This window comes from Cupriavidus pauculus (genome assembly GCF_008801835.1).
In the GTDB taxonomy this organism is placed as follows: domain Bacteria; phylum Pseudomonadota; class Gammaproteobacteria; order Burkholderiales; family Burkholderiaceae; genus Cupriavidus; species Cupriavidus pauculus.
The window spans coordinates 191632-215053 of the sequence record NZ_VZOW01000001.1; the positions used below are offsets into that span (position 1 = coordinate 191632).

Below are 23422 nucleotides of genomic sequence, written 5' to 3' on the forward strand. Positions count from 1 at the left end.
GGGCGATGGGGGCAAGGTGGGCGCGTTCATATCAGTCTTTTGCACGTCGGATCACCACGGCGGTGGCGTCGTCGCGGCCGCGGCAGAACTTCCACAGCACGAATGCCGCCACGATGGCCGGGTCGCGCTGCAGCAAGGTGGGATCGTCCAACTGCCAGCGAGACTGGATGCCGTCGGAATGCACGACGACCAGCGCATGCGCGGGCCAGTCCAACTCCTGCTCCTGCACGCTGCGCACCTGGATGCCGGCCGTGCCGCTCTGGCTGATCATGGTGCGGTCGCCGATGCCGGAGATGACGCGGCCCAGGATATTGCCGGCGCCGGCAAAGCGGATGCGGTTGGCGCCCGCGTCGATCCGGTATGCCGCGACCGCCGCGCCGCGCGTGCCGCGCAGTGCGCCGTGCGCACGTTCCACGTAAGCACCCGGCGCGCCGCCGTGCGTGGCATCGAAGGCGGTGAGGGCGGCCGTGGCGGCGTGGGCGGCGTCGGGGCCATGCCCGAGGCCGTCCACCACCACCACGTCGGCGCGCCCGTCGTGCACGGCCACGCCCCAGCCATCGCCGCTGACGCTTTCGCCTGGCGCGGCCAGGCAGACGGCGCCTACCGCGAAGCCGCCGCCGGGACGCCGTGCGGCGCCGCCCGGTACGCGGTCGCGGTAGAAGCGCGCCAGGATCAGGCTGCCCTGGCCTGGGCTGGTGTGGATGTCGAAATCGTCGGCCAGCCGGCTCACTGCACCGAGCCCCTGGCCGGCGCTGCCGCCCGTGGAATGGCCGTCGCGCAGACAGGCCTGCAGGTCGTCCATGCCGGGGCCGTCGTCGATCGACAGCAGCTCGACGGCCAGGTTGCCCGAGACCTCGCGCGCGGCCAGCAACAGGCGACCGCCCTGCGCATAACGCACGAGGTTGTTGCCCAGCTCGTTGACCGCCACGGCCAGCCGGCCCGCCACCGTGCCGTCGAACCCGAGGCGCGTGGACAACTCGGCGGCCAGCCGGCGCGCCTCGCCCACGCGGCTCGCATCGCCCATCGGCACGACGATGTGGGGTCCGTGGTTGCTACTTCCACCGAGTGATGCTGACACAGGTTCCCTCGCCAACTTTGGTACGGATCGCGAATTCGTTCACCAGCCGCTTGCTGCCCGACAGGCCCATGCCCAGGCCACCACCGGTGCTCCAGCCATCCACCAGCGCCTGTTCGACATCGGGAATGCCCGGGCCCTGATCCTCGAAATGCAGGCGCAGCCCGCGGCGGATGCCGTCCTGGACGATCTCCCAGCGCATTTCCCCGCCGCCGCCGTACACCATTGCATTGCGCGCCAACTCGCTGGCCGCCGTAATCATCTTAGTTTGCTCCACCAGCGAGAACTTCAGCTGGGCCGTCAGTGTGCGCACCACGGCGCGCGCCTGAACGATGTCGCGTTCGTCGCGGACCGGGGCGCTGCCGGTCGGGGCCAGTTCGCCGGCCACGTCAGGCGTCCTGCGCAGCGTTGAGCATCGCCATGCCGCGCTCCACGTTAAGTGCCGTCTTCACGCCGCCCAGCGACAGCCCCAGCTCCACCAGCGTGATCGCCACCGCCGGGCGGATGCCGACCACCACGGTCGTCGCGCCGAGGATGCGGCAAATATCGGAAATGCCGACCAGCGTGCGTCCGATAAACGAGTCCACCATTTCCAGCGCCGATACGTCGATCAGCAGACCATGCGCGCCGGTTTTTTCCACCATCGTGGCCAGGTCTTCCTGGAGCAGCAGCGCGGTCTGGTCCTGCATGTCGATCTGGATCGTCACCAGCAAATACTTGCCCATCCGCAAGATTGGAATCCGTTCCATGGCTACCTCGTGCTCCCGGTTAGCTGGCGTTGCGCACGACGGTGTGGCCGGTCATGCGCATGGCGGCGCCAAGCGCGTCGGCCAGGCTTGCCTTGGTGATGATGCCCTGCAGATCGATGCCCAGATGGACGATGGTTTGTGCGATCTGCGGGCGGATGCCGCTGATGATGCATTCGGCGCCCATCAGGCGGATGGCCGTGACGGTTTTCATCAGGTGCTGCGCCACCAGCGTATCGACGGTGGGCACGCCCGTGATGTCGATGATGGCCAGTTCGGAGCTGGTCTCGACCAGACGATCCAGCAGCGTCTCCAGCACCATCTGGGCGCGGCTGCTGTCCAGCGTGCCGATCACGGGCACCGCCAGCACGCCTTCCCAGAGCTTGATCACGGGCGTCGAGAGTTCCAGCAGTTCATGCTGCTGGCGCGTGATGATGTCCTCGCGCGTGCGGGTGTAGGTGGAAACGGTCCATTGCGCCATGCGGTCGACCAGCGCCGAGGTGGCCCAGATCGCGTCGATCTGCGAGTCCAGCCCGCCGGTGGCGGCCTGGCGTTGCAGCGCGTCGAAGATCGGCCGTTTCAGCGACAGCACGAAGGCGCTGGTGACGTCCGCAGTTTCGCCTTGCGCGGCGCGCGCCGACGACAACTGCGCCAGCGTGTCGCGCAGCGCCGACCACGCCGGCGACGTGGCAAAGCCGGTGGCCGCCCCATCCGCCTGCAGGCCGCGCTCGAAGCCGCGCAGGATCGCCTGCTGGTCGCCGGCCAGATTCTGGCTCAGTCCGCGGCCATCGGCGGCGCTTTGGTATTCCGCGGCCCAGCCGCGCAAAACATTGTCCTGCTCGTTACGCAGGAGATCGGCAAGTCGCTGGTTTTCGGGGCGCATGACGAGTATCGAATGGGGTTGGGGACGCCGGCCGCAGGACAGCGTCGGCAGGAGGTGATCGAATCATTGTAGGAGAGATGGCTAGATCACACTATCGGCTTCCGGCTGATTGACGAAACAACCAAAACGGGTGTAGTTAGCGCCAGAATTGGTGCACCTGTGAGAATGCGCCGACAGGCGAAGCGGACCGGGGCCGGTGACGAAAGCGCTGCGCTGCGCCTAGCCTGTGAGCATCAGGCCGCAAAAAGGCCGTAGACGTAGACACAGGCGGAGGCGAGGGTGGACTGGCTCGATGCATTGCAGTGGCCCGCGATGGCCGTGACGGTGCTGGCGACATGGCTGGTGGGGTGCCAGTCGCCGCGCAAGCGCAAAATCGGCTTCTGGGTGTTCCTGTTCAGCAACGCGCTATGGGTGGGATGGGGCCTGCACTCCGGCGCCTGGGCGCTGGTGGTGCTGCAGTTTGCGCTGGCGGCACTGAACCTGCGAGGCCAGGCCGAAGCGCGCAAGGCGCGGCGCGATGGCGGACCGGGTGACGGCCAAGGTGACGGCCAAGGTGACCAACGCGGGCCGGACGCGGCGGCAAGCGGGCCGGTGGGCTGATCCGGAGGACGAATGCGGCAAGGCATCTGGCGGCAAAGACAGCAACGGCGGCGATGGCGGCGGACCTGATCGTGGCAAGGCCGGAAGGGCTGTACTGCCCGCCCGGCGATTTCTATATCGACCCCTGGCGGCCCGTGGCGCGCGCCGTGATTACGCACGCCCATTCCGATCACGCCCGCTTTGGCCACGCGCACTACCTGTGCGCCGAACCCGGTCGCGGCGTGCTGCTGGCGCGGCTGCCCGGGATTTCGCTCGACACGTTGCCCTACGGCCAGCGCATCACGCATCATGGCGTGACGCTGAGCCTGCATCCCGCCGGACATGTGCTCGGGTCGGCCCAGGTGCGGCTTGAACATGGCGGTCAGGTCTGGGTGGCGTCAGGCGACTACAAGGTGGAAGCCGACGGCACCTGCGATCCATTCGAGCCGGTGCGCTGCGACACCTTTATCACCGAAAGCACATTCGGCCTGCCGATTTATCGGTGGCCCACGCAGGCCACGCTGATGGCCGAAATCTTTCACTGGTGGCAAGTCAACGCCGCGGCGGGGCGCGCCAGCGTTTTGTACTGCTATGCCTTCGGCAAGGCGCAGCGCATTCTGCATGGACTGATGCGCCACGCGGGCGCGGCGCTGGAGATGCCCGGGCCCATCGTGATCCATGGCGCGATGGCCAACCTGAACCGCGCCTATGCCGAGGCCGGCGTGGCCCTGCCGCCAACGCTCACCACCGCGGACCTGCCCGCGCGCAGCCCGGCGTTGCAGCGCGCGCTGGTCGTTGCGCCGCCGTCGGCGCAGCGCTCCACCTGGCTGCGCCGCTTCGGCAGCGCTTCCGATGCTTTCGCCAGCGGCTGGATGCAGCTGCGCGGCACGCGCCGCCGCCGCGGCGTCGATCGTGGCTTTGCGTTATCCGACCACGCCGACTGGCCGGGCCTGCTGTCGGCCATCGACGCCACGGGCGCGCAGCGCGTGATCGTCACCCATGGCAACGTGCCGGTGATGGTGCGCTACCTGTCGGAGCAGGGCTTGTCGGCCGAGGCGTTTACGACGGAATTCGCTGACGATGACGATGGCACCGGCGCCGCCGCGGAGGTGACGGCATGAAGGCGTTCGCCGATCTCTACAGCGCGCTGGACGGCACCACATCGAGCAACGCCAAGCTGGCCGCGCTGGTCGAGTACTTTCGCGCCGCGCCGCCTGCCGATGCCGCGTGGGCGGTCTATTTTCTGGCAGGCGGCAAGCCGCGCCAGATCGTGCCCGTCGCTGCGTTGCGCGAGCTTGCACAACGCGCGGCGGGATTGCCCGAGTGGCTGTTCGAGGAAAGCTATCAAGCCGTTGGCGACCTCGCCGAGACCATCGCGCTGCTGTTGCCGCAGGCCGAGCACGCCGATACGGCGGGACTGGCGCAATGGGTCGAGCAGCGTCTGCTGCCGCTGCGCGGGCAACCGCCCGAGACACTATCGGCGGCGCTCGACGTGCTGTGGCGCCCGCTGGACGCGCGTGCGCGGCTGGTGCTGTTCAAGCTGATCACGGGCGCGTTTCGGGTCGGTGTGTCGAAGCTGTTGGTCACGCGCGCACTGGGCGAGGTGGCGGGCGTCGATCCCAAGCGCGTTGCCGAGCGGCTGGTCGGCTATACCGACATCTCCGCGCGGCCCACACCCGAGCGCTTTCTGGCGCTGATCGCGCCAACCTCGGCGACAGGCGAGGCGACGCCGCGCGGCGGCCAACCGTATCCGTTCTTCCTTGCGCATCCGCTGCAGGCGCCGGTCGACGATTTCGACACGGTGCTCGGCGATCCGGCGCAATGGCTGGTGGAATGGAAATGGGACGGCATCCGCGCGCAGTTGGTGCGTCGCGACGGCCAGTCGTGGCTGTGGTCGCGCGGCGAAGAGCTGATCACCGAGCGCTTTCCCGAACTTGCCGAGGCCGCGCGCATGCTGCCGGATGGCACCGTGCTCGACGGCGAAATCATCGTCTGGATCGACGGCCAGGTGCAGCCGTTCGCGCTGTTGCAGCAACGGATCGGGCGCAAGACGCTGAACGCGAAGCTGCTGCGCGAGGCGCCTGCGATCCTGATGGCCTATGACCTGCTGGAATGGCAGGGCCAGGACTGGCGCGCGCGCCCGCAGGCCGAGCGCCGTGCGCAGTTGGCGCGCGTGATCGCCGATCACGTGCATCCCGCGCTGGAACTCAGCCCGTTGGTCCAGGCCGATGACTGGCCGCACTTCGCCCGTCTGCGCGAGACATCGCGCGCGCTGGGCGTCGAGGGCTTCATGTTCAAGGCCGCCAGCGCCGCGTACGGCGCGGGACGCACGCGCGACGTCGGCGTCTGGTGGAAATGGAAGATCGATCCCTACACGGTCGATGCGGTGCTGGTGTACGCCCAGCGCGGACACGGACGGCGCGCCAGCCTCTATACCGATTACACGTTCGCAGTGTGGAATGCGCCGCCCGGCGCGCCGGAGCGCGCGCTGGTGCCGTTCGCCAAGGCCTATTCCGGGCTGACCGACGAGGAAATCCGTGCGGTCGACGCCATCGTGCGGCGCACCACGGTGGAGTCGTTCGGCCCGGTGCGCAGCGTCACGCCGACGCAAGTGTTCGAGCTGGGATTCGAGGGCATCGCGCGCAGCGGCCGGCACAAGAGCGGCATTGCCGTGCGCTTTCCGCGCATGCTGCGCTGGCGCACCGACAAGCCGGTCGACGAAGCCGATACGCTGGCCACGCTCGAAGCGATGCTGCCCGCGCCGCAGGCCAGGGACGCCGCATGAGCGCCGGCGATACGCCTTTTGTGCAGGCGCCGCCGGTGGCGCAATCGCTGCCGGCGCTGTTCGCCGCGCGCCACTGGCAACCGTTCGACTTCCAGCGCGAGGTGTGGGACGCCATCGGCAAGGGGCAAAGCGGGCTATTGCACGCCACCACGGGCACTGGCAAGACTTATGCGGCGTGGCTCGGCGCGCTGCTGGCATTCGCCGAGCCGCCGGCACGGCCCAACGCGCTGCCGCCGCCGCTGACGGTGCTGTGGCTGACGCCGATGCGCGCGCTGGCGGCGGATACCACGCGCGCGCTGCAGGCGCCGCTGGCCGAACTGGGGCTGGACTGGACCGTGGCGCTGCGCACCGGCGACACCGGCAGCAGCGAGCGCGCGGCGCAGGCGCGGCGGCTGCCCACGGCGCTGGTGACGACGCCCGAAAGCCTGTCCTTGCTGCTGACGCGTGCCGATGCGCGAGAAGCGCTGGGCCGCGTGCGGCTGGTGGTGGTCGACGAATGGCACGAACTGATCGGCAGCAAGCGCGGCGTGCAGGTGCAACTGGCGTTGGCGCGGCTGCATCGCTGGCAGCCCGATCTGCGCGTGTGGGGCCTGTCGGCGACCCTCGGCAATCTCGAGCACGCGCGTGACGTGCTGCTGGCCGGCGTGCCGGAGGCGCGGCGCGTGCTGGTGCACGGCCACACGCCCAAGACGCTGATCGTCGATACGCTCCTGCCCGACAGCGCCGGGCGCTTTCCGTGGGCTGGGCATCTGGGCCTGTCGATGCTGCCGCATGTACTGCGCGAACTGGAATCGAGCAGCACCTCGCTGGTGTTCCTCAATACGCGCTCGCAGGCGGAAATCTGGTATCAGGCCATGCTCGACGCGCGGCCCGACTGGGCCGGCCAGATCGCGCTGCATCACGGATCGCTCGATCGCGCGGTGCGCGAGTGGGTGGAACTGAATCTGAAGAACGGCGCGTTGCGCGCGGTGGTCTGCACATCGAGTCTCGATCTCGGTGTCGATTTCCTGCCAGTGGAACGGGTGCTGCAGATTGGCTCGCCCAAGGGCGTGGCGCGACTGCTGCAGCGCGCGGGGCGCTCGGGCCACGCGCCGGGCCGTGCCTCGCGCGTGACCGTGGTGCCCACGCATTCGCTGGAACTGGTGGAGTCGGTGGCGGCGCGCATGGCAATCGAGGCCGGGCGTATCGAAGCGCGCGAATCGCCGGACAAGCCGCTGGACGTGCTGGTGCAGCATCTGGTCACGGTGGCGCTGGGCGGCGGATTCCAGGCCGAAGCGCTGCGCGACGAGGTACGGCGCACGTGGGCCTATCGCGATCTCACCGACGACGAGTGGCGCTGGTGTCTGGATTTCGTGCGGCAGGGCGGCCCAACGCTGTCCGTGTATCCGGACTATCGACGCGCCATGCCCGACGAGCATGGCGTGTGGCGCGTGCCCGATGCCCGTCTGGCGCGGCGCCATCGCATGAGCGTCGGCACCATTGTCAGCGACGCCACCATGCAGGTGCGTTTCTGGACGCGCGCCGGCAGTGGCGGCGCGTCGCTGGGCACGGTCGAGGAAGGATTCATCGCAAGGCTGGCGCCCGGCGACTGCTTCCTGTTTGGCGGGCGCCTGCTGGAACTGGTGCGCGTGCAGGAAATGACTGCGTATGTGCGGCGCGCCAGCGGCAAACGCCCGGCGGTGCCGCGCTGGAATGGCAGCAAGATGCCGTTATCGACCGAACTGGCCGATGCCGTGGTGGCGACGCTCGACGCGGTGCAAGCGGGCCGGCTCGATCCGGCCAGCACGCCCGAGCTGCCGCTGATCGCGCCGATCGTCGAATTGCAGGCGCGCTGGTCGGCGCTGCCATCGCCCAATACGTTGCTGGCCGAGACGCTCCATTCGCGCGAAGGCTGGCATCTGTTTCTCTACCCGTTCGCGGGGCGCTCGGTCCATCTGGGGCTGGGCAGCCTGCTGGCATGGCGCTTCGGGCAAAAGGTGCCGGCCACGTTCTCCGTGGCGGTCAATGACTACGGACTGGAATTGCTGTCGTCGGTGCCGATGGATTGGGCGCGCTGGCTGCCGCAGGTGCTGGCCGAGGAGCGCCAGCGCGATCTTGCTGCCGACGTGATGGGCAGCCTCAATGTGGGCGAGTTGTCGCTGCGACGCTTTCGCGAGATCGCGCGCGTGGCCGGGCTGATCTTCCAGGGCTACCCCGGTGCGCATCGCAGCGCGCGGCAGTTGCAGGCGTCGTCGAGCCTGTTCTACGAGGTGTTCCGCAAGCACGATCCCGGCAACCTGCTGCTGGGCCAGGCCGAACGCGAAGTGCTGATGCAGGAACTGGACGCGCACCGGCTGGCCGATACGCTGACGCGGCTGGCTGCGCTGCGGCTGGACCTGCGCGCGCTGCTACGCCCGTCGCCGCTGTCGTTTCCGCTGATCGTGGAATTCCTGCGCGAAAAGCTCAGCACCGAGAAGCTGGCCGACCGCATCGCGCGCATGCTGGCCGAACTGGAGCTGGCCGCGGCGCAGCCCGATGCCGACCCCGGCGGCGAGGCCCGCGCCAGCCGGCAAGGCCGCACGCGGGCCAGTGCCGATGCCAGCCGCTATCGCGGGCCGATGCACGATTCGCCGCCCGCGGTGGATGCCGAGCGCGTGGCCGAACTGGCGCGCTTTGGCATGGCCGATCACGCCCGGGCGCCGGGCGCGCGCACGGCGGATGGCACACGAAAACCGCGCGGCGCGCGCCGTCCGCGCAAGCCGTCCAAACCGCTGCCGCTGCTATGAGTGCCGCCACAAACCAGGACCCGGCCGTGCGGGAAGCCGGCGCGCAGATCGTCGAGATTGCTGGCGAGACGCTCTGGCTGCTGCCCGAGCATGCGGTCTGGTGGCCCCGCGCCGCGATGCTGTTGGTGGCCGATGTCCACCTTGGCAAGGCGGCGGCGTTCCGCGCGCTGGGCCAGCCGGTGCCGCACGGTACGACCGCCGACAATCTGGCCCGGCTGGCCGATCTGGTCCGCCGCTACCCGGCGCGTGAACTGGTGTTTCTGGGCGATTTCCTCCATGCGCGCGCCGCACGCACCGCGGCGGTGCTGCTGGCGCTGCACGACTGGCGGCGCGCGATGCCGTCGCGCGTGCATTGCACGCTGGTGCGCGGCAACCATGACGCCCATGCCGGCGATCCGCCCGAAGGTCTGGGCATCGAAGTGGTCGCCGAGCCGTGGATCGTCGCGCCGTTCGCGCTGTGTCACACGCCGGGCGCGTCGCCGCATGGCTATGTGATGGCGGGCCATTTGCATCCGGCCTGCGTGCTGCGCGGCGCGGGCGCGGATTCGTTGCGCCTGCCATGTTTCGTCGTCGCGCCGGACGGCATGATCCTGCCTGCATTCGGGGCGTTTACCGGCCACGCCACGATGCGCGCCGGCGCGGGCGAGCGCCTCTATGCGGTGGGCGGTGGACGGGTGTGGGCTTTGCCGCCGCGCTGACGCGGCTGGCTGGATGGCGCGGGGAAACCGGCAGCACGCCGGGCGGGGAGGGTGGCTAGGGTGGAAGGATCGGCGACGGCGGCGTGGGTGAGGCCACTGCGGCCAATCACGGCGCGTCCGCGTCGCCTGCGACGATCTTCAGCAGCAGATCCACTTCCACGGGCTTGACGAGGTGCACATGGAAGCCGGCCGCCGCGGTCTGTGCGCGGTCCGACGCCTGGCCGAAGCCGGTCAGCGCCACGTAGCGCGTGTCGGACAGTGCCGGCATGGCGCGCAGCGCGTGGATCACGGTGAAGCCGTCCATGCCCGGCATGGCCAGATCGATCAGCGCGATATCGGGGCGCACGCGTGCGGCCACGTGCAGTGCCTCCATGCCGTCGTACGCGGTGACGACCGTGTGTCCCGACATCTCGAGCAGCATCGCCATGCTGTCGGCTGCGTCCCGGTTGTCGTCGACCAGCAGCACGCGCCGCGTGCGGCCGTGGCTGGGCGGCGTCTCGTCGGACTGGCGGCCGGCTTCGGATGCCGCCGCCAGCGGCAACTGCACCGTGAAGGTGGCGCCCAGTCCGGCGCCCTCGCTGGCCGCCGCGATCGATCCGCCGTGCATTTCCACCAGCGAGCGGCACAGCGACAGGCCGATGCCGAGACCGCCTTGCGCGCTGCTGCCGGGCCGGTCTTCCTGCGCGAACAGATTGAAGACCGATTCCAGCGCGTGGGCCCCGATGCCGCGGCCGTGATCGATCACCTGGATGATCAGCATGCGGTCGCGCACCGTCGCCGAGATGTCGATGGCCGTGCCGGGCGGTGAAAACTTCGAGGCGTTGAGCAGCAGGTTCTGCATCACCTGAACCAGCCGCGTGTGATCGGCCATCAGCGGCATTGGCGCGGTGTCGCTGGTCACTTGCACGGTCTGCGATTTTTCGATCAGGGCGGGCTCGGCCGCCTCGATGCCATGCGCGATGATTTCGGCCGCGTCGAGGTGTTCGAGCTGCAGCTGGATCTTGCCGGCGGCAATCCGGCCCACGTCCAGCAGGTCGTCGACCAGTCGGGTCATGTGCGACATTTGCCGATCGATCAGTTCGACGCTGCGCTGCATGATGGCGGGATCGTCGCGACGCATCTGCATCACCGTCAGCGCGTTGCGCATCGGCGCCAGCGGGTTGCGCAGCTCGTGCGAGAGCGTGGCCAGGAATTCGTTCATGCGTCGCTCCGACTGTTCCAGTTCCTCCAGCCGCTTGCGTTCGCTCATGTCACGCGTGACCTTGGCGAAGCCGCGCAGCTCGCGCGATCCATCGTAGACCGCCGTGATCGTCACGTAGGCCCAGAACAGCGAACCGTCCTTGCGCACGCGCCAGCCTTCGTCTTCCACACGGCCGATCGCGCGGGCCGTGGCCAGTTCGCGCTCGGGTTTGCCCGCGGCCATGTCGTCGGGCGTGTAGAACACGGAGAAATGCTTGCCGACGATTTCGTCGCGCCGGTATCCCTTGATATATGACGCGCCGGCATTCCAGCTCATGACATGGCCGTCGACGTCGAGCATGAAGATCGCGTAGTCCTTGACGCTTTCCACCAGCAAGCGAAATGTCTCCTCGCTCTGGCGCAGCGCCTCGACCGTGCGGCGATGCTCGGTCATGTCGCGCGTGACCTTGCCGAACCCGATCAGGCGGCCATGCTCGTCGCGCAGCGCGGTGATCACCACATTGGCCCAGAACTGGCCGCCGTCCTTGCGGACGCGCCAGCCTTCGTCCTCGAACCGGCCCAGCCGCGCGGCGGCTTCGAGTTCGGTTGCGGGCCAGTTGCGCGCCTTGGCTTCTTCAGTGTAGAAGCGCGAGAAATGCTGTCCGATGATTTCCTCGCGCGTATAGCCCTTGATGCGGGCCGCGCCGGCGTTCCAGCTGGTGATGTAACCGCGGGCGTCGAGCGAAAAGATGGCGTAGTCGCTGATCGATTCGACCAGCGTGCGGTATGAGGCGGGGGCGTTGCCGGTGTCGGCGGCGGGCGCGGGGTCGGGGGTCACTGTCCGGCTGGATCGGGACATGATCGTTGTGGCATGTCTCTGTATGGTGGCGGTAAGGATAACCCCGAATCGGCGCGCCGCGCCATCCATCGCACGGCCGGTCCCGCGGCCCGGCGGCGCGGCGTGCCAATGCGCGCCCAGCGCCGCGCCGCCCGCCCTCATGTCTGAGTCATTTGGCGCCAGTCGGAGAAAAGCCGACAGACCAGCCGTGCGGCATTGGGTTAGACTCGTTGGGATTCACTCGCTCGACGTATCCGGCACGGCCGTACCGGCCCCGCGCGAGTTTCCAGGACGACGAAGGAGACGCCCCGCATGTATGCAGAGTCCGCGCTTGACCGCCGTGCCACCGATCCCGCCAGCGCGCCCGGCGCGCCCGTGTTGCCCGAAGCGCCGCCGCGAGATCTGCGTCGTGTCCCGATTCATCCTGATCACTGGTATCCGCTGGCATGGTCGCGCGAGGTCAAGCCCGGGCGCGCGCATGGCGTGCAGTTCGCCGGCGATCCGATCGTGCTGGTGCGCACCCAAACCGGCAAGATCTTCGCGCTGGAAGACCGCTGCGCACACCGGCAGGTGCCGCTACACGCGGGCGTGGTCGATGGAGAATCGATCCGCTGCTGCTACCACGGCTGGACCTACGACTGCACGGGCCGCTGCATCGACGTGCCTTACCTGGGCAAGGAACGCCTGCCCAACGGCGTGCGCGCCTATCCGTGCGAGGAACGCGCCGGTCTGATCTTCGTGTTCCCGGGCAATCCGATGCTGGCCGAGCAGACGCCGCTGCCCGAATTTGCCTCGGTTGCAGATCCCAAGTACAAGACGCGCCGCTTCGGCCGCGAGGTGAAATGTCACTACTCGTTCATGCACGAGAACCTGATGGATATGAACCATCAGTTTCTGCATCGCAAGCAGATGGGCATGATGCGCGCGCGGTCGCTGGGGCGCCGGCGCGGCGAGGGCTTTGTCGAGGTCGACTACACCTTCACGCGTGAAGGCGGCAAGCAGCCGGTAGGCGAGGCGTTGGTGTTCGGCAACGACGGCGGCCAGAACAACAAGGACGTGATGACGGTGCGCACCGTCTATCCGTATCAGACGCTGCAGATTCGCTCCGGGTCGGGCACGCTGGTGATGGACCTGTGGATCGCCTATGTGCCGCTGGACGCCGCGCAGCGCACCAACCGCACCTTCGGCATGCTGTCGATCCGCCGCCCGGGCGTGCCGTTCGCGCTCGACATCGCCTGGCCGCTGCTGGTCTGGTTTACCGAGCGCATCTTCAAGGAAGACCGCGAGATCGTGGAAATGGAGCAGGCCGCGCACGACCGCCAGGGCGAGGACTGGAACCACGAGGTCTTCCCGGTCATCAAGGAACTGCGCGACCTGCTGCGCGAATGCGGCGCGCGCACCGTGATTCCAATCCAGCCCGTTCAGGGTTGATGCCTGCGGCCAGGTTCAGCCCGCCTGCAGCGCGTCCAGCGTCGGATAGTCGACGTAGCCGCGCGCTGGCGAGCCGTCTGGCGCGCCGTACAGCGTGGCCGGGTCGAGCGCATTGAGTGCCGCGCGCTGGGCCAGCCGTTCCACCAGATCCGGATTGGCGATATACGCACGACCGAACGCCACGGCGTCGGCCTCGCCGCGGTCCAGCACGGCCTGGGCGGCATCCTGGTCGAATCCGTCATTGGCTATCACCGCGCCACCGAATGTCTGCTTCAGTTGCGGCAGCAGCGCGCCTTCTCCCGGCGCCTCGCGCACGAACAGAAAACCGATCCCGCGTTGCCCCAGCGCCTGCGCCACGTAGCCGAAGGTCTGCGCGGGCTGGCTGTCGGCCATCGAATGGCTGGGCGAGCGCGGCGCCAGATGCACGCCGACGCGGCTGGCGTCCCACACCGCCGTGACCGCGTCCGTCACTTCCAGCAAGATGCGCGCGCGGTTTTCGATCGAGCCGCCGTAGGCGTCGTCGCGCACGTTGCTGCCGTCCTGCAGGAACTGGTCGAGCAGATAGCCGTTGGCCGCGTGGATCGTCACGCCATCGAAGCCGGCCGCGCGGGCGTTGGCGGCGGCGCGGCCGAAATCGGCCACCACCTGGCGGATTTCTTCGACCGTCAGCGCGCGCGGCACGACGAACGGCCGTTGCGGACGCAGCAGGCTGACGTTGCCGGCCGGCGCGATGGCGCTCGGCGCCACGGGCGTGCGGCCGTTCAGCAGGCTCGGGTCCGACACGCGGCCGACATGCCACAGCTGGGCAACGATCCGGCCGCCGGCGCGATGCACAGCATCGGTCACCTGTTTCCAGCCGCTCACCTGTTCGTCGGTCCACAGACCAGGCACATTCTGATAGCCGACGCCATCGGGCGACACCGGCACGCCTTCGGAGATCAGCAAGCCGGCGCTCGCCCGCTGCGTGTAGTACTCGGCCATCAGCGCATTCGGCACATGCACCGGATCGGCCGCGCGCAGCCGCGTCAGCGGCGCCATGACGATCCGGTTGGGCAAGCGGAGGCTGCCAATCTGCAGGGGGTCGAAAAGTGTCGGCATAACGATATGTGCGAAAGCTATATAGCTATCAAGTTGAAAGTAACGAAAGCATAGCAGTGCGCGGTACTATCGCAAGCGGCGATTTAGTATCGCTACGTTGTTCCCACTGGAACAATCTCGGAGGGCGGAATGACTCACGGTACGCATGCGACTTACGACACGGCGCTGGGCCGGCTGGCGCGGCCGCTGATGCTGCTGCTGGCGTTGCTGACCGCGGCATGCGCGGGGCTGCCGCCGCGGCCCGAACTGCCGCCGGAGCACGCGCTGCAGGACACCAGCGACACCGCGCTGGCGCGTGGTCTGGCGCCGCGGCTGGCAAGCCATCCGGGGCAGGCCGTGTTCTATCCGCTGTTGTCGGGCACCGACGCGTTCGCGATGCGCATCGCCCTGGCGCGCACCGCGCAGCGCAGCCTCGACGTCCAGTACTACATCTTCGAGCCCGACAACACGGGCCTCACGCTGTTGGCCGAGATCATGGCCGCCGCCGACCGCGGCGTGCGCGTGCGCGTGCTGCTCGATGACATTCACCTCGCCGGGCTGGATCAGGCACTGTCCGCGATCGATGCGCATCCCAATGTCGAGGTGCGGCTGTTCAATCCGTTCGCCAGCCGCGACGTGCGTTTGTTCGAATACGTGATCGATTTCCGGCGCATTGACCGGCGCATGCACAACAAGTCGCTGACCGCCGATAACCAGCTGACGATCGTCGGCGGGCGCAATGTCGGCGACGAATACTACGGCGCGTCCGAGACCGATTTCACCGATCTCGATCTGCTGGCGGCCGGACCGGTGGTGCCGGAGGTCTCCGCGGTGTTCGACGACTACTGGAACAGCGAGGCCGCCTATCCGCTGTCGGCGCTGGCCCGGCCCCTGAGCGGCGACGAGGCCGCGGCGCAACAGCAGAAGCTGCGCACTTATCTGGACGAACACGCCGTGGCCATGCGCGCCACGCCGTACGGCAAGTCGGTGCTGGAAACCGGCATCGTGCAGTTGATCCAGCAGGATCGGCTGCCCGAATTCTGGGGCGACGCAACGGTGATCGCCGACCGCGCGGCCAAGGTGCTGTCTCCGCCCGATGACGATTCGACCCACGCGATCCCGAAGCTCGTGCAGTTTCTCGGCAGCGCCCGGCACGACCTCACGCTGATCTCGCCGTATTTCGTGCCGTCGAAAGCGGCCATGGCTTGGCTGATCGACTTGCAGAAGCGCGGCGTGCAAGTGCGGATCCTGACCAATTCCTATGGCGCCACCGATGTATCGATCGTTCATGCCGGCTACGCGCCCAAGCGCCGCGCGCTGCTGGAGGCCGGCGTGATCCTGTACGAACTGAAGCCGAGCGCCTATGCGGAGATTGCCAAGGAAAAGAAGCGTCGCGGGCCGGGCGGCAGCAGTCGCGCCAGCCTGCATGCCAAGACGTATATGGTGGATCGGCAGCGCCTGTTCATCGGCTCGCTGAACCTCGACCCGCGCTCGGCAAAACTCAATACGGAAATGGGGATCGTGGTCGACAGCAAGGAGCTGTGCGAAATGCTCGGCAGCGGCGTCGACGAGTCGCTGCTCGATGCGGCGTACCAGGTCGTGCTCGAAGACGGGGCGATGCAGTGGATCACGCGCGAGGGCGGCGTGCTGCGCACGTACACCAGCGAGCCCGACATGAACGCCTGGGACAAGTTCAAGCAGGGCGTGATGCGGATTCTGCCGGTGGAGGGCGAGCTCTAGCGGCCGGCGGGCCGCGCCGGCCGTGCGACGCAGCGACCGCGCCTGCCGCCGCCTTGATCGTTGCGCCATCGTCGCAACAAAAAAGGCGGCCGACGCGGCGCGCTTTTACCGGTGCAGGATTTCGCGGAAGCCCGCGATCAGGCGATGCATGTCCGATGCGTGCAACGCGCCCATGGTCGAGATGCGGAACAGTTGCGACGACAGGCCACCCTGTCCGGCATAGATGACGAAGCCGCGCGCCTTGAGCCCATCGTGCAGCTGTTCGTACGTGACGCCTGCTGGCAGCCGGTAGGCTCGCAGCACCACCGACGACTGCGTGGCGGGCCACAGCGCCTCGACGCCCAGTGCCGCGAGGCCGCTGCGCACTTCTTCGGCCAATGCGGCATAGCGCTGGTGGCGCGCCTGCCAGCCGCCTTCGTCGCGATGTTCGCGCAGCGCTTCGACCAGCGCGTAATACGCATGGACCGACGGCGTGAACGGCGTGTTGCGCTGGTCCTGCAGTTTGGCGTGGCGCGCGATGTCGAGATAATAGGTGCGGCTTGCCGCGCCGGCCAGTGCATCGCGGCGCGCAATCACGAACGCCGCGCCGGGCACGCCATGCAGGCACTTGTTGGCCGTGGCGGCCACGGCGTCGATATTGCCGCCGAAGTCGATCGCCTCGGCACCGAAGCTGCTCACCGCATCGACCAGCAGCCGCACGCCGCGCGCCTGGCACAGTTTGTCGATGGCCGGCAGATCGTTCAGGCGGCCCGTGGTGGTTTCATGATGGATCACCGCAACGTGCGTGATGGCGCGATCGGCAGCCAGCGCGGCGTCGATGCGTGCCAGATCGGGCGCTTCCATCCAGTCATGCGTGACCAGCGTGTGCGCGATCCCGTATTGCGCCGCGATCTGCGCGATGCGTTCGCCATAGACCCCGTTCTGTACGATCAGCAGCTTGCCCTGCGCGGGCACCAGCCCGGCGATCATGCTTTCCACCGCAGCCGTGCCCGAACCGGTCATCAGCACGGCCGACCACGCGGCGGGGTCGAGCGCATAAATTTCCAGCAGGCGCTGGCGCGCTTCGTCCTGGAGGTCGAAGAATTCGCTTTCGCGATGGCACAGGTCGGTTTGCAGCAGACTCTTGCGTACGCGCTCCGATAGCGTGACGGGGCCCGGGTTCAGCAGCAGCATGGTGGTCCTTGGCAATTTTTCGTGTGAGGCGTGGCGTGGGTTGCGTGGCGCGGCATGCGGTGATCAGGCGGGGCGAGTGTTGCCCGCATCGGCGCCGATCTGGCGGCCCAGCCGCGTGCTGACTTCCACCGGCGTCACCGACGGACGCGGCAGGCCGTCGGGCGATCCCGGGCGCGTGCGCAGGCAGACGAAGCGTGGCCCCGAGGCGGCCGTGGCCGCGCCCGCCAGCACCTCGTCGAGCATCTCGAGGTTGTCGCCCTCGATGGCCGACGCATAGCCGCACGCCGCCGCCACGCCCGCAAACGACACGTTGTGCGACACGGTGGCCTGGCCGCCGGTCGAGTCGTGCGCGTTGTTGTCGAGCAGCACGTGGGTGAGGTTGGCCGGACCGTAGGCGCCCAGCGTGGCAAACACGCCCATGCGCATCAGCGCCGCGCCGTCGCCGTCGACGGCCACTACCTTCAGGTCCGGACGCGCTAGCGCCAGCCCCAGCGCGAAGGGCGTCAGGCAGCCCATCGAGCCCACCATGTAGAGCTGGTTAGGCCGGTCGTCGAGCGCATAGAGTTCGCGCCCGCAGAAGCCAGTGGACGCGAGCACCACGGTGGAATGGACCGGCGTATGGGCGATCACGCGCTGCAACGCCTGCTGGCGGCTCGGCAGCTGCGCGGCGCCGGCAAACGCGTGTTGCGGCGTGGCGCGGGCGCGCACCTCGGGCGGCGTCTGCGAGGTCAGCGGGTAGGGCGCGACGCTGCCCTTCTGCATGATCAGCGCGTAGGGGCGGCCCGTGGCATCCATATGCGCCACGGCACGGTCCAGCGCCGGGCCGACGTCATCCGCTTCGGTCGGGAACAGTTCCCACGGGATGTCCATCGTATCGAGCATCTGCGGCGTGATCGGACCCATCAGCGCGTGCTGCGGCTCGTCCGCCGCGCCGCCGGGCTGGCCGCGCCACGTCACGATCAGCAACTGCGGCAGCCGGAAGGTCCAGGTCAGCGACGTCAGCGGGCTCACCGCGTTGCCGAGCCCCGAGTTCTGCATCATCGTGATGCCGCGCACGCCGTTGCGCGCACCTTGCGTCACGCCGGCGATGAACGCCACCGCGTCGCCCTCGTTGGCGGCGGACACGTAGTGCAGCGACGGGTCCTGCACCACGTAGTTGATGAACGGCGTCAGGTACGAGCAGGGCACCCCGGCATACCATTCGAAACCGCGCTCGCGCGCGGCCTGGACGAATTGAACCGCCTCGATCATCGAGCGGCCTCGCCAGCGTTGTTGCCCAGCGCGTACGGCGTTTGCGTATGCGCGAAATCGCCGGCGCGACGGAAATCCTCGAGGTCGTTCACACCGCGCCAGTGGCCGTGCACGTACTTGACCTCGACCTGTTCGCCGGCGGCGACCAGTGCGTTGAGCAGGTCGGGCAGGTCGAGCTTGTCGAAATCGGCGCGCTGGCGCAGTTCGCCCAGCAGCTTCTGCAGGCGCACACGGCCTTCGCCGCGCACGCTCAGCAGGCCAATCCAGCGGCCATGCGGGGCGTCGCCGGCGGGCACCTCGTCGGCAATCTTGCGCAGCAGGATCTTCTGGCCGAACAGGTCGCGGTCATCGGCGGCCGAGCACCAGGCGAAGTCACGCACGCTCTGGTTGGACGGCGCCGATTCCGACGAATCGACCACCACGCTGAACGGCGCGTCGGTTTCCAGCAGGTCGCGCAGGATATAGCTGCGGAACAGCAGGTCGCCGTAGGCGATCACGGTGTCGGTCTGCAGCGTGTCGGCCGCGCACGCCAGCGAGGCGAGTTCGCCGGTTTCGGCATGGCGTTCGTTGCGCACCAGATTGATGCCCGCGGCGTCGATTGCCTCGGCCTTGTAGCCGCCCACCACGGTGATGTCGTTGATGCCCTGATTCTTGAAGCCGTCGACCAGCCAGCGCAGCAGCGGCTTGCCGGCCACCGGCAGCATGACCTTCGGCTTGTCCTCGGTCAGCGCCTCGAGGCCCTTGCCACGGCCCGCGGCCAGCACCACGGCGCTGCTCGGCGCCTGCCCGCCGGTCAGGTAGATTTTCTCGGCGGCCGAGTATTCGTCGGCATCCTGCAGGCGGAAGATCTCGTTGACGGTGGCGATGCGGTCTTCCACGTTGATCAGCGTTTCGCTGTCGTGGATTTCCTTGGCCACGGCCTGCATGCCCGATGCCGCAACGCGGATCAGGTGGTTGGCCCAGATCACCAGGCTGATGCCGGCCTTGCGGAACACGTCGGTCGGCGTGCTGTAGTACTTGGTCGGCACGATCACCAGCGGTGCGCGGCCGGCCCATTCGCGCGCGAACGTGACGATCTCGTCGGCCTTGGACAGCTTGCTGTGGATCAGGATCGCATCGGCGCCGGCCTGGCGATACGCTTCGGCGCGGCGCAACGCTTCTTCCATGCCCCAGCCCGCGATCAGCGCTTCCACGCGCGCCACGATCGAGAAATTGTCATCGGCCTGGGAATCCTTGCCCGCCTTGATCTTGCCGCAGAATTCGTCGATATCGGCCAGCGGCTGCTGTTCGCCACCGATGAAGCTGTTGGTCTTCGGGAAGATCTTGTCTTCGATGCACACGCCTGCAATGCCGCGCTGCTCGAGCTTGCGCACCAGGCGGCGCACGTTGTTGAAATTGCCATAGCCAGTGTCGCCATCGAGCAGGATCGGCAGATCGCTGGCGTCGGCCATGAACTCCAGGTTATCCACCACCTGGGTCCAGCTGGCCTCGTTGTTGTCACGCACGCCGAACTGGGCGGAGATCGCCAGCCCGGACGCCCAGATGCCCTTGAAGCCGGCCTCGCGCACGATGCGCGCGGACAGCCCGTTATGGGCCTCCATGATGAATTCGAGGTCGTTGGACAGCAGCATCTGGCGCAGCCGGGCGGCGCGCGAGGTGGCGAGCAGGTTCGGGTCGATGGCGTTCATTGTGCGATTCCTACGGGCAGAAGTTGGGGCAGGACTTCTTCGGCGGCGCGAGCCACGTCGCCGGGAAAATCGATTTCGATCCAGGGCGCGCCGGTGACATCGGCGGTATCGAACACGTGCGAGCGTTCCAGCAGCAGGTCGCGCACCGCTTCTTCGTGCGGCATGTTGGCGCGGCCGCTGTCGACGTAGCCCTTGACGATTTCGGCCAGGCGGCGCGCGCAGTCTTCCTTGAAGCGGAAGAAGCCGACCGATTCGCCAATGGTGTCGTATTGCAGGTCGGCCATCAGCTGCTTGCGCAATTCCACCGGTACGCCGTCCTTGAGGCACAGCTTCACGGGCTCGTCGCCGGCTTCGAAATCGCGGTCGATCAGCAGGCGGTTGACGGTGTCGCCGGCCACCAGCTTGGCCATGATGCGTTCGTCGTACAGCACGTCGGCGTCCATCAGCAGGACATCGCCGCCGCGCGTCATGGCGTCCGCCACGGTGTGCACGGTCAGCACGCTGCCGAGGTCGTAGCGCGGGTTGATGACGATTTCGAGGTTGCGGCCCATGCGGGCCAGTTCGTCCTGCACCTGCTGCGGCTCGAAGCCGAGTGCCAGCACGACTTCGGTCACACCGGCGGCGTCGAGCATGCGCAGGTGACGCTCCAGCAGCGTGACCCCGTCAAAACGCAACAGGCATTTCGGGAACTGCTTGCCCGGCTGTTGCTGAAGTCGCAGGCCAAGGCCCGCGGCAAGAATGATTGCTCGCATTATGTTGTTCTCACATGCAGATTGAGACGGTTTTGCTAGCCCCGTTCGGTCGACAGGGCCGTTGCGGCACGGCGGCGCTGGAACTTGCGCTCGCTGAAATGCAGATACACCAGTCCGGGGATGCCCAGCGCCAGTTCGCGCACGCGCTTGGCCAGCGACAGCGCCAGTGCGGCGTCCGGCGGCAGGCCGACCAGCGGCGCCAGCAGCAGGTAGCCGCCTTCCTGCGCGCCGAGCGAACCGGGGATGGCAAACGCGGCGCCGCGGATCGCCTGGCCCACGCTTTCCAGCAGCAGGGCCTCGTGCCAGCCCACGGGATGGCCAAGAAAATACAGGATCAACCAAACCTCGCCCGTGCCGACGATCCACCCCAGCAGGTTAAGGCCAAAACTGGCCGCGACCTTTTTTCGATCGCGATACAGTTCCCGAATCGCACCGTCCACGGCATCGGCGCGCAGCGCCAGCCCGGCCCAGCGGCCCGGCTTCGCGTCGGCTGCCGCCCCTTCGTCATTGCCTTCGCTATTGCCGGCGCGCTTGCCGAACAGTTTCTGGCCGATGCGCATCACCCGGCCAAACATGCCGCGGCGCTGCAGCACGCAGAACCCCAGCACGCAAGCGCCGAGCACCACCGTGACAGCGACGATCGGCGCGCGGTAGTCGGACAGATCATCGTTGGCGCCGAACACCATGATGCCGAGCAGCGCGAACAGCATCTGCGAGAGCGCCTGCGTGGTGGTGCTGACGGTAATGGCCGCGGCGGCATCGCGCATCCGCGCGCCGCGATGCGCAAGGTAGCGCACCATCAGCACCGGGCCGCCGATCTGGCCAGCCGGCAGCAGGCTGTTGACCGCCTCGCCGGCCCAGCGCGCCTTCAGCGAGCTGCAGAACGACCCGTGGCGGGTCTTGCGGTCGAGCAGGACGGCAATGGCGCCGGCGTCGAGCGCCAGCGGAATCAGGTGGAACAGGGCAACTACGGCCAGGCCCCAGCCGGCGGACAGCAGCGTGCTGGTAACCGCGCCAAAGCCCTGCCACGCCAGCAGGCCGACGAACAGCGCCGCGCCTACCGACAACAGAAGGAATGCTGCACGACTCACGCCCGTGACTTCCCGCCCAGCAAACGCCGGAAAACCTGCCGGAAGCCGAAATAGGCCACCGCGTCCTTCATGTTCGAGATGAAACGCAGCCACGGGCGCATGCCCGGATCGGTCACGTATTCGAACGTCAGCGACACGCGGATCTCGTTGGGCCCGGCCGGCGTGATGCGGTGGCGCAGCTTGTCGCCATCGAACAGCACGATGCCGCCCGGCGGGATGCGCACCGCGCCGGGCTCGTCGGCCACATCGGGGTTGCGGGTGTGCAGTTCGTATTCCAGCTGGCACGACGATTCGTCGAGCACGCCGATCAAAAGCGTATAGCGGCGGCCGTCGTAATACGAGGTGTCGTAATGCCAGCCGATATGGTCGCCCTGGCGCGTGTAGTAATAGAGCGCGTAGGTGTGCGGGTCGGAATCGGGGCAGGGCTGGAGCTTGTCGCCCGTGACCTGTTCGAGCCAGTGGATCAGCGCCTTCGAGCGGTACAGCTCGGCAATGAACGGTGCCTTCTCGTCGATCGTGTGCCGGCTGACGCTGCCGCCCTGCTTGTGGCCGGGCAGGTAGTTGCGGTTCAGATCGGCCTGCAGCGAGCGCGCCAGCGCCGAGCGCGCCAGCGCAACCAGCTGCGCGGTCTCTTCCGGCGCGAGAAATTTGTCCAGGTAAAGGAACGCGCCCTGGCGCTCGAAATCGGCGCGCAGCGACGCGGTGTCGAGCTGGGCGACGACGCTGGCGACAGCGGCATCGGGACGGCGCGCGGCTTGGCCGGCCTGGGCGGCAGGGGCAGTGCGGGCGGCTTGCGGGGATACGGGCGGATCGAGCGCGATGTCGCTGATAACTGGCTCACGCATGGGCTATCTCAATGATCGGTGGTAGTGGCCACTGGCTGGGGGCGCCGCATGACTCGCCAGTAATCGATGATGACAAGGACGGCAAACAGCGGAGCGCCGATCGAAGCCGCCGCCAGGAACGGTCCGATGCCGTCCGTCAGCGTGACCAGCGGAAGCAGGTACAACACGTCTTCGGTTTCGAAACCTCCGGCCGACGCCTGCTTGGTGCCACTTTTGCCAACCCGCGATTCTATACGCATGCGCAGGAAGAAGATCAGCGCCACGGCCAGGCCCGCCACGGTGCCACGCCAAACCGGGCCAATGGCGTCAGCGGCGGCGCCTGTCGCGGCGGTCGCCATGCCAAAGCTGACGAACAGCAGCACGGTAATCAGCGCATCGCTGGCGAGGTCGTAAAAATGACCGATCTTGCTCGATTTGCCGCTAATTCGCGCCAGTTCGCCGTCGGTGTGATCGACGAAATTCGAGATCACCACCAGTAGCGCGCCCCAGTTGGTCCAGGCATAGCCGCCACACGCGATGCAGGCGATGCCGGCCAGGCCGATCAGCAGGCGCAGCGTGGTCAGGTGATTGGGGGTGATGCGGGTATTTTTCAGGGGCCGCACCAGATGGCGGGCAATGCGGGCATCCCAGGTGGACGGCAAGGGCGGCTCGTCCGGGAATTTGGGGGCGTTCTGGTTCATCCGTCGACAATCAGGTGGGGCGGCTGCGGCACCCGGGGGTGCGTGGCGATGCGAAACACTACGCCTACGACGCAGGAATGACAAGTTCGCCAGAATACGCCGATTCCCTCGCCGCTGCACGTTGCGCAGGGGGCACAGCGGCATCG

The 23422-nt window shown here is 67.9% G+C and carries 20 protein-coding genes; 7 read left to right on the top strand and 13 right to left on the bottom strand.

Annotation, left to right across the window (positions count from 1 at the left end; translation table 11 throughout):
- Nucleotides 1-31: 31 nt before the first annotated feature.
- From F7R19_RS00850 to F7R19_RS00865, 4 genes are read right to left on the bottom strand one after another with little or no spacing between them, the layout of a single operon-like run.
- The gene (locus tag F7R19_RS00850) at nt 32-1078 is read right to left on the bottom strand and encodes an ATP-binding SpoIIE family protein phosphatase (protein ID WP_223505719.1); all 1047 of its coding nucleotides are present in this window, start codon (nt 1076-1078) and stop codon (nt 32-34) included.
- Nucleotides 1053-1463 carry an anti-sigma regulatory factor gene (locus F7R19_RS00855; protein ID WP_223505721.1) on the bottom strand — a complete coding sequence of 137 codons (411 nt, stop codon included), beginning with the start codon at nt 1461-1463 and terminating at the stop codon, nt 1053-1055. Before F7R19_RS00855 ends, F7R19_RS00850 begins: the two co-directional genes overlap by 26 nt.
- Nucleotide 1464: 1 nt before the next feature.
- Nucleotides 1465-1824 carry an STAS domain-containing protein gene (locus tag F7R19_RS00860; protein WP_061954996.1) on the bottom strand — a complete coding sequence of 120 codons (360 nt, stop codon included), beginning with the start codon at nt 1822-1824 and terminating at the stop codon, nt 1465-1467.
- 19 nt (nt 1825-1843) lie between these two features.
- A complete protein-coding gene (locus F7R19_RS00865; protein ID WP_150979051.1) occupies nt 1844-2704 on the bottom strand; it encodes an STAS domain-containing protein in 861 nt (286 codons plus the stop codon).
- A 279-nt stretch (nt 2705-2983) separates the two neighbouring features.
- Between F7R19_RS00865 and F7R19_RS00870 the strand changes: the two genes are divergently transcribed.
- The 5 genes from F7R19_RS00870 to pdeM are packed head-to-tail and all read left to right on the top strand — an operon-like array spanning nt 2984 to nt 9531.
- The gene (locus F7R19_RS00870; protein ID WP_211922704.1) at nt 2984-3304 is read left to right on the top strand and encodes a hypothetical protein; all 321 of its coding nucleotides are present in this window, start codon (nt 2984-2986) and stop codon (nt 3302-3304) included.
- Between the two features lie 53 nt (nt 3305-3357).
- Nucleotides 3358-4404: a ligase-associated DNA damage response exonuclease gene (locus tag F7R19_RS00875; protein ID WP_150979052.1), complete on the top strand. Its 1047-nt coding sequence runs from the start codon at nt 3358-3360 to the stop codon at nt 4402-4404.
- Nucleotides 4401-6068 (top strand): ATP-dependent DNA ligase, encoded by a 1668-nt coding sequence (locus F7R19_RS00880; RefSeq protein ID WP_150979053.1) that lies wholly within the window; start codon nt 4401-4403, stop codon nt 6066-6068. Before F7R19_RS00875 ends, F7R19_RS00880 begins: the two co-directional genes overlap by 4 nt.
- Nucleotides 6065-8833 carry a ligase-associated DNA damage response DEXH box helicase gene (locus tag F7R19_RS00885; protein ID WP_150979054.1) on the top strand — a complete coding sequence of 923 codons (2769 nt, stop codon included), beginning with the start codon at nt 6065-6067 and terminating at the stop codon, nt 8831-8833. The genes F7R19_RS00880 and F7R19_RS00885 overlap by 4 nt, the downstream gene beginning before the upstream one ends.
- Complete coding sequence (gene pdeM / locus F7R19_RS00890; RefSeq protein ID WP_061955006.1) at nt 8830-9531, top strand: ligase-associated DNA damage response endonuclease PdeM; 702 nt, start codon at nt 8830-8832, stop codon at nt 9529-9531. The genes F7R19_RS00885 and pdeM overlap by 4 nt, the downstream gene beginning before the upstream one ends.
- A gap of 106 nt (nt 9532-9637) precedes the next feature.
- Here the strand turns inward: pdeM and F7R19_RS00895 are convergent, their stop codons facing one another.
- Nucleotides 9638-11569, bottom strand: a complete 1932-nt coding sequence (locus tag F7R19_RS00895) for a PAS domain-containing hybrid sensor histidine kinase/response regulator (protein ID WP_150979055.1) — start codon at nt 11567-11569, stop codon at nt 9638-9640.
- A gap of 291 nt (nt 11570-11860) precedes the next feature.
- Between F7R19_RS00895 and F7R19_RS00900 the strand changes: the two genes are divergently transcribed.
- Nucleotides 11861-12979 (top strand): aromatic ring-hydroxylating oxygenase subunit alpha, encoded by a 1119-nt coding sequence (locus F7R19_RS00900; RefSeq protein WP_084003903.1) that lies wholly within the window; start codon nt 11861-11863, stop codon nt 12977-12979.
- 15 nt (nt 12980-12994) lie between these two features.
- Here the strand turns inward: F7R19_RS00900 and F7R19_RS00905 are convergent, their stop codons facing one another.
- Nucleotides 12995-14077 carry an alkene reductase gene (locus F7R19_RS00905; protein ID WP_150979056.1) on the bottom strand — a complete coding sequence of 361 codons (1083 nt, stop codon included), beginning with the start codon at nt 14075-14077 and terminating at the stop codon, nt 12995-12997.
- 129 nt (nt 14078-14206) lie between these two features.
- Between F7R19_RS00905 and F7R19_RS00910 the strand changes: the two genes are divergently transcribed.
- A complete protein-coding gene (locus tag F7R19_RS00910) occupies nt 14207-15796 on the top strand; it encodes a phospholipase D family protein (protein WP_150979057.1) in 1590 nt (529 codons plus the stop codon).
- Between the two features lie 105 nt (nt 15797-15901).
- On the opposite strand, the gene F7R19_RS00915 is transcribed toward F7R19_RS00910, so the two are convergent.
- The 7 genes from F7R19_RS00915 to F7R19_RS00945 all read right to left on the bottom strand — a co-directional run bounded on the left by F7R19_RS00915 (nt 15902) and on the right by F7R19_RS00945 (nt 23276).
- Nucleotides 15902-16969, bottom strand: a complete 1068-nt coding sequence (locus F7R19_RS00915) for a 2-aminoethylphosphonate aminotransferase (RefSeq protein WP_061955012.1) — start codon at nt 16967-16969, stop codon at nt 15902-15904.
- 63 nt (nt 16970-17032) lie between these two features.
- Nucleotides 17033-18220 (bottom strand): phosphonopyruvate decarboxylase, encoded by a 1188-nt coding sequence (aepY, locus tag F7R19_RS00920; RefSeq protein ID WP_150979058.1) that lies wholly within the window; start codon nt 18218-18220, stop codon nt 17033-17035.
- The gene (gene aepX, locus F7R19_RS00925; RefSeq protein WP_061955016.1) at nt 18217-19908 is read right to left on the bottom strand and encodes a phosphoenolpyruvate mutase; all 1692 of its coding nucleotides are present in this window, start codon (nt 19906-19908) and stop codon (nt 18217-18219) included. The genes aepY and aepX overlap by 4 nt, the downstream gene beginning before the upstream one ends.
- A complete protein-coding gene (locus F7R19_RS00930) occupies nt 19905-20660 on the bottom strand; it encodes a phosphocholine cytidylyltransferase family protein (RefSeq protein ID WP_150979059.1) in 756 nt (251 codons plus the stop codon). The genes aepX and F7R19_RS00930 overlap by 4 nt, the downstream gene beginning before the upstream one ends.
- A gap of 35 nt (nt 20661-20695) precedes the next feature.
- Nucleotides 20696-21751 (bottom strand): lysylphosphatidylglycerol synthase domain-containing protein, encoded by a 1056-nt coding sequence (locus tag F7R19_RS00935; protein WP_061955020.1) that lies wholly within the window; start codon nt 21749-21751, stop codon nt 20696-20698.
- Complete coding sequence (locus tag F7R19_RS00940) at nt 21748-22596, bottom strand: HalD/BesD family halogenase (protein ID WP_150979060.1); 849 nt, start codon at nt 22594-22596, stop codon at nt 21748-21750. Before F7R19_RS00940 ends, F7R19_RS00935 begins: the two co-directional genes overlap by 4 nt.
- Nucleotides 22597-22604: 8 nt before the next feature.
- Nucleotides 22605-23276: a CDP-alcohol phosphatidyltransferase family protein gene (locus F7R19_RS00945; RefSeq protein WP_061955024.1), complete on the bottom strand. Its 672-nt coding sequence runs from the start codon at nt 23274-23276 to the stop codon at nt 22605-22607.
- Nucleotides 23277-23422: the final 146 nt, after the last annotated feature.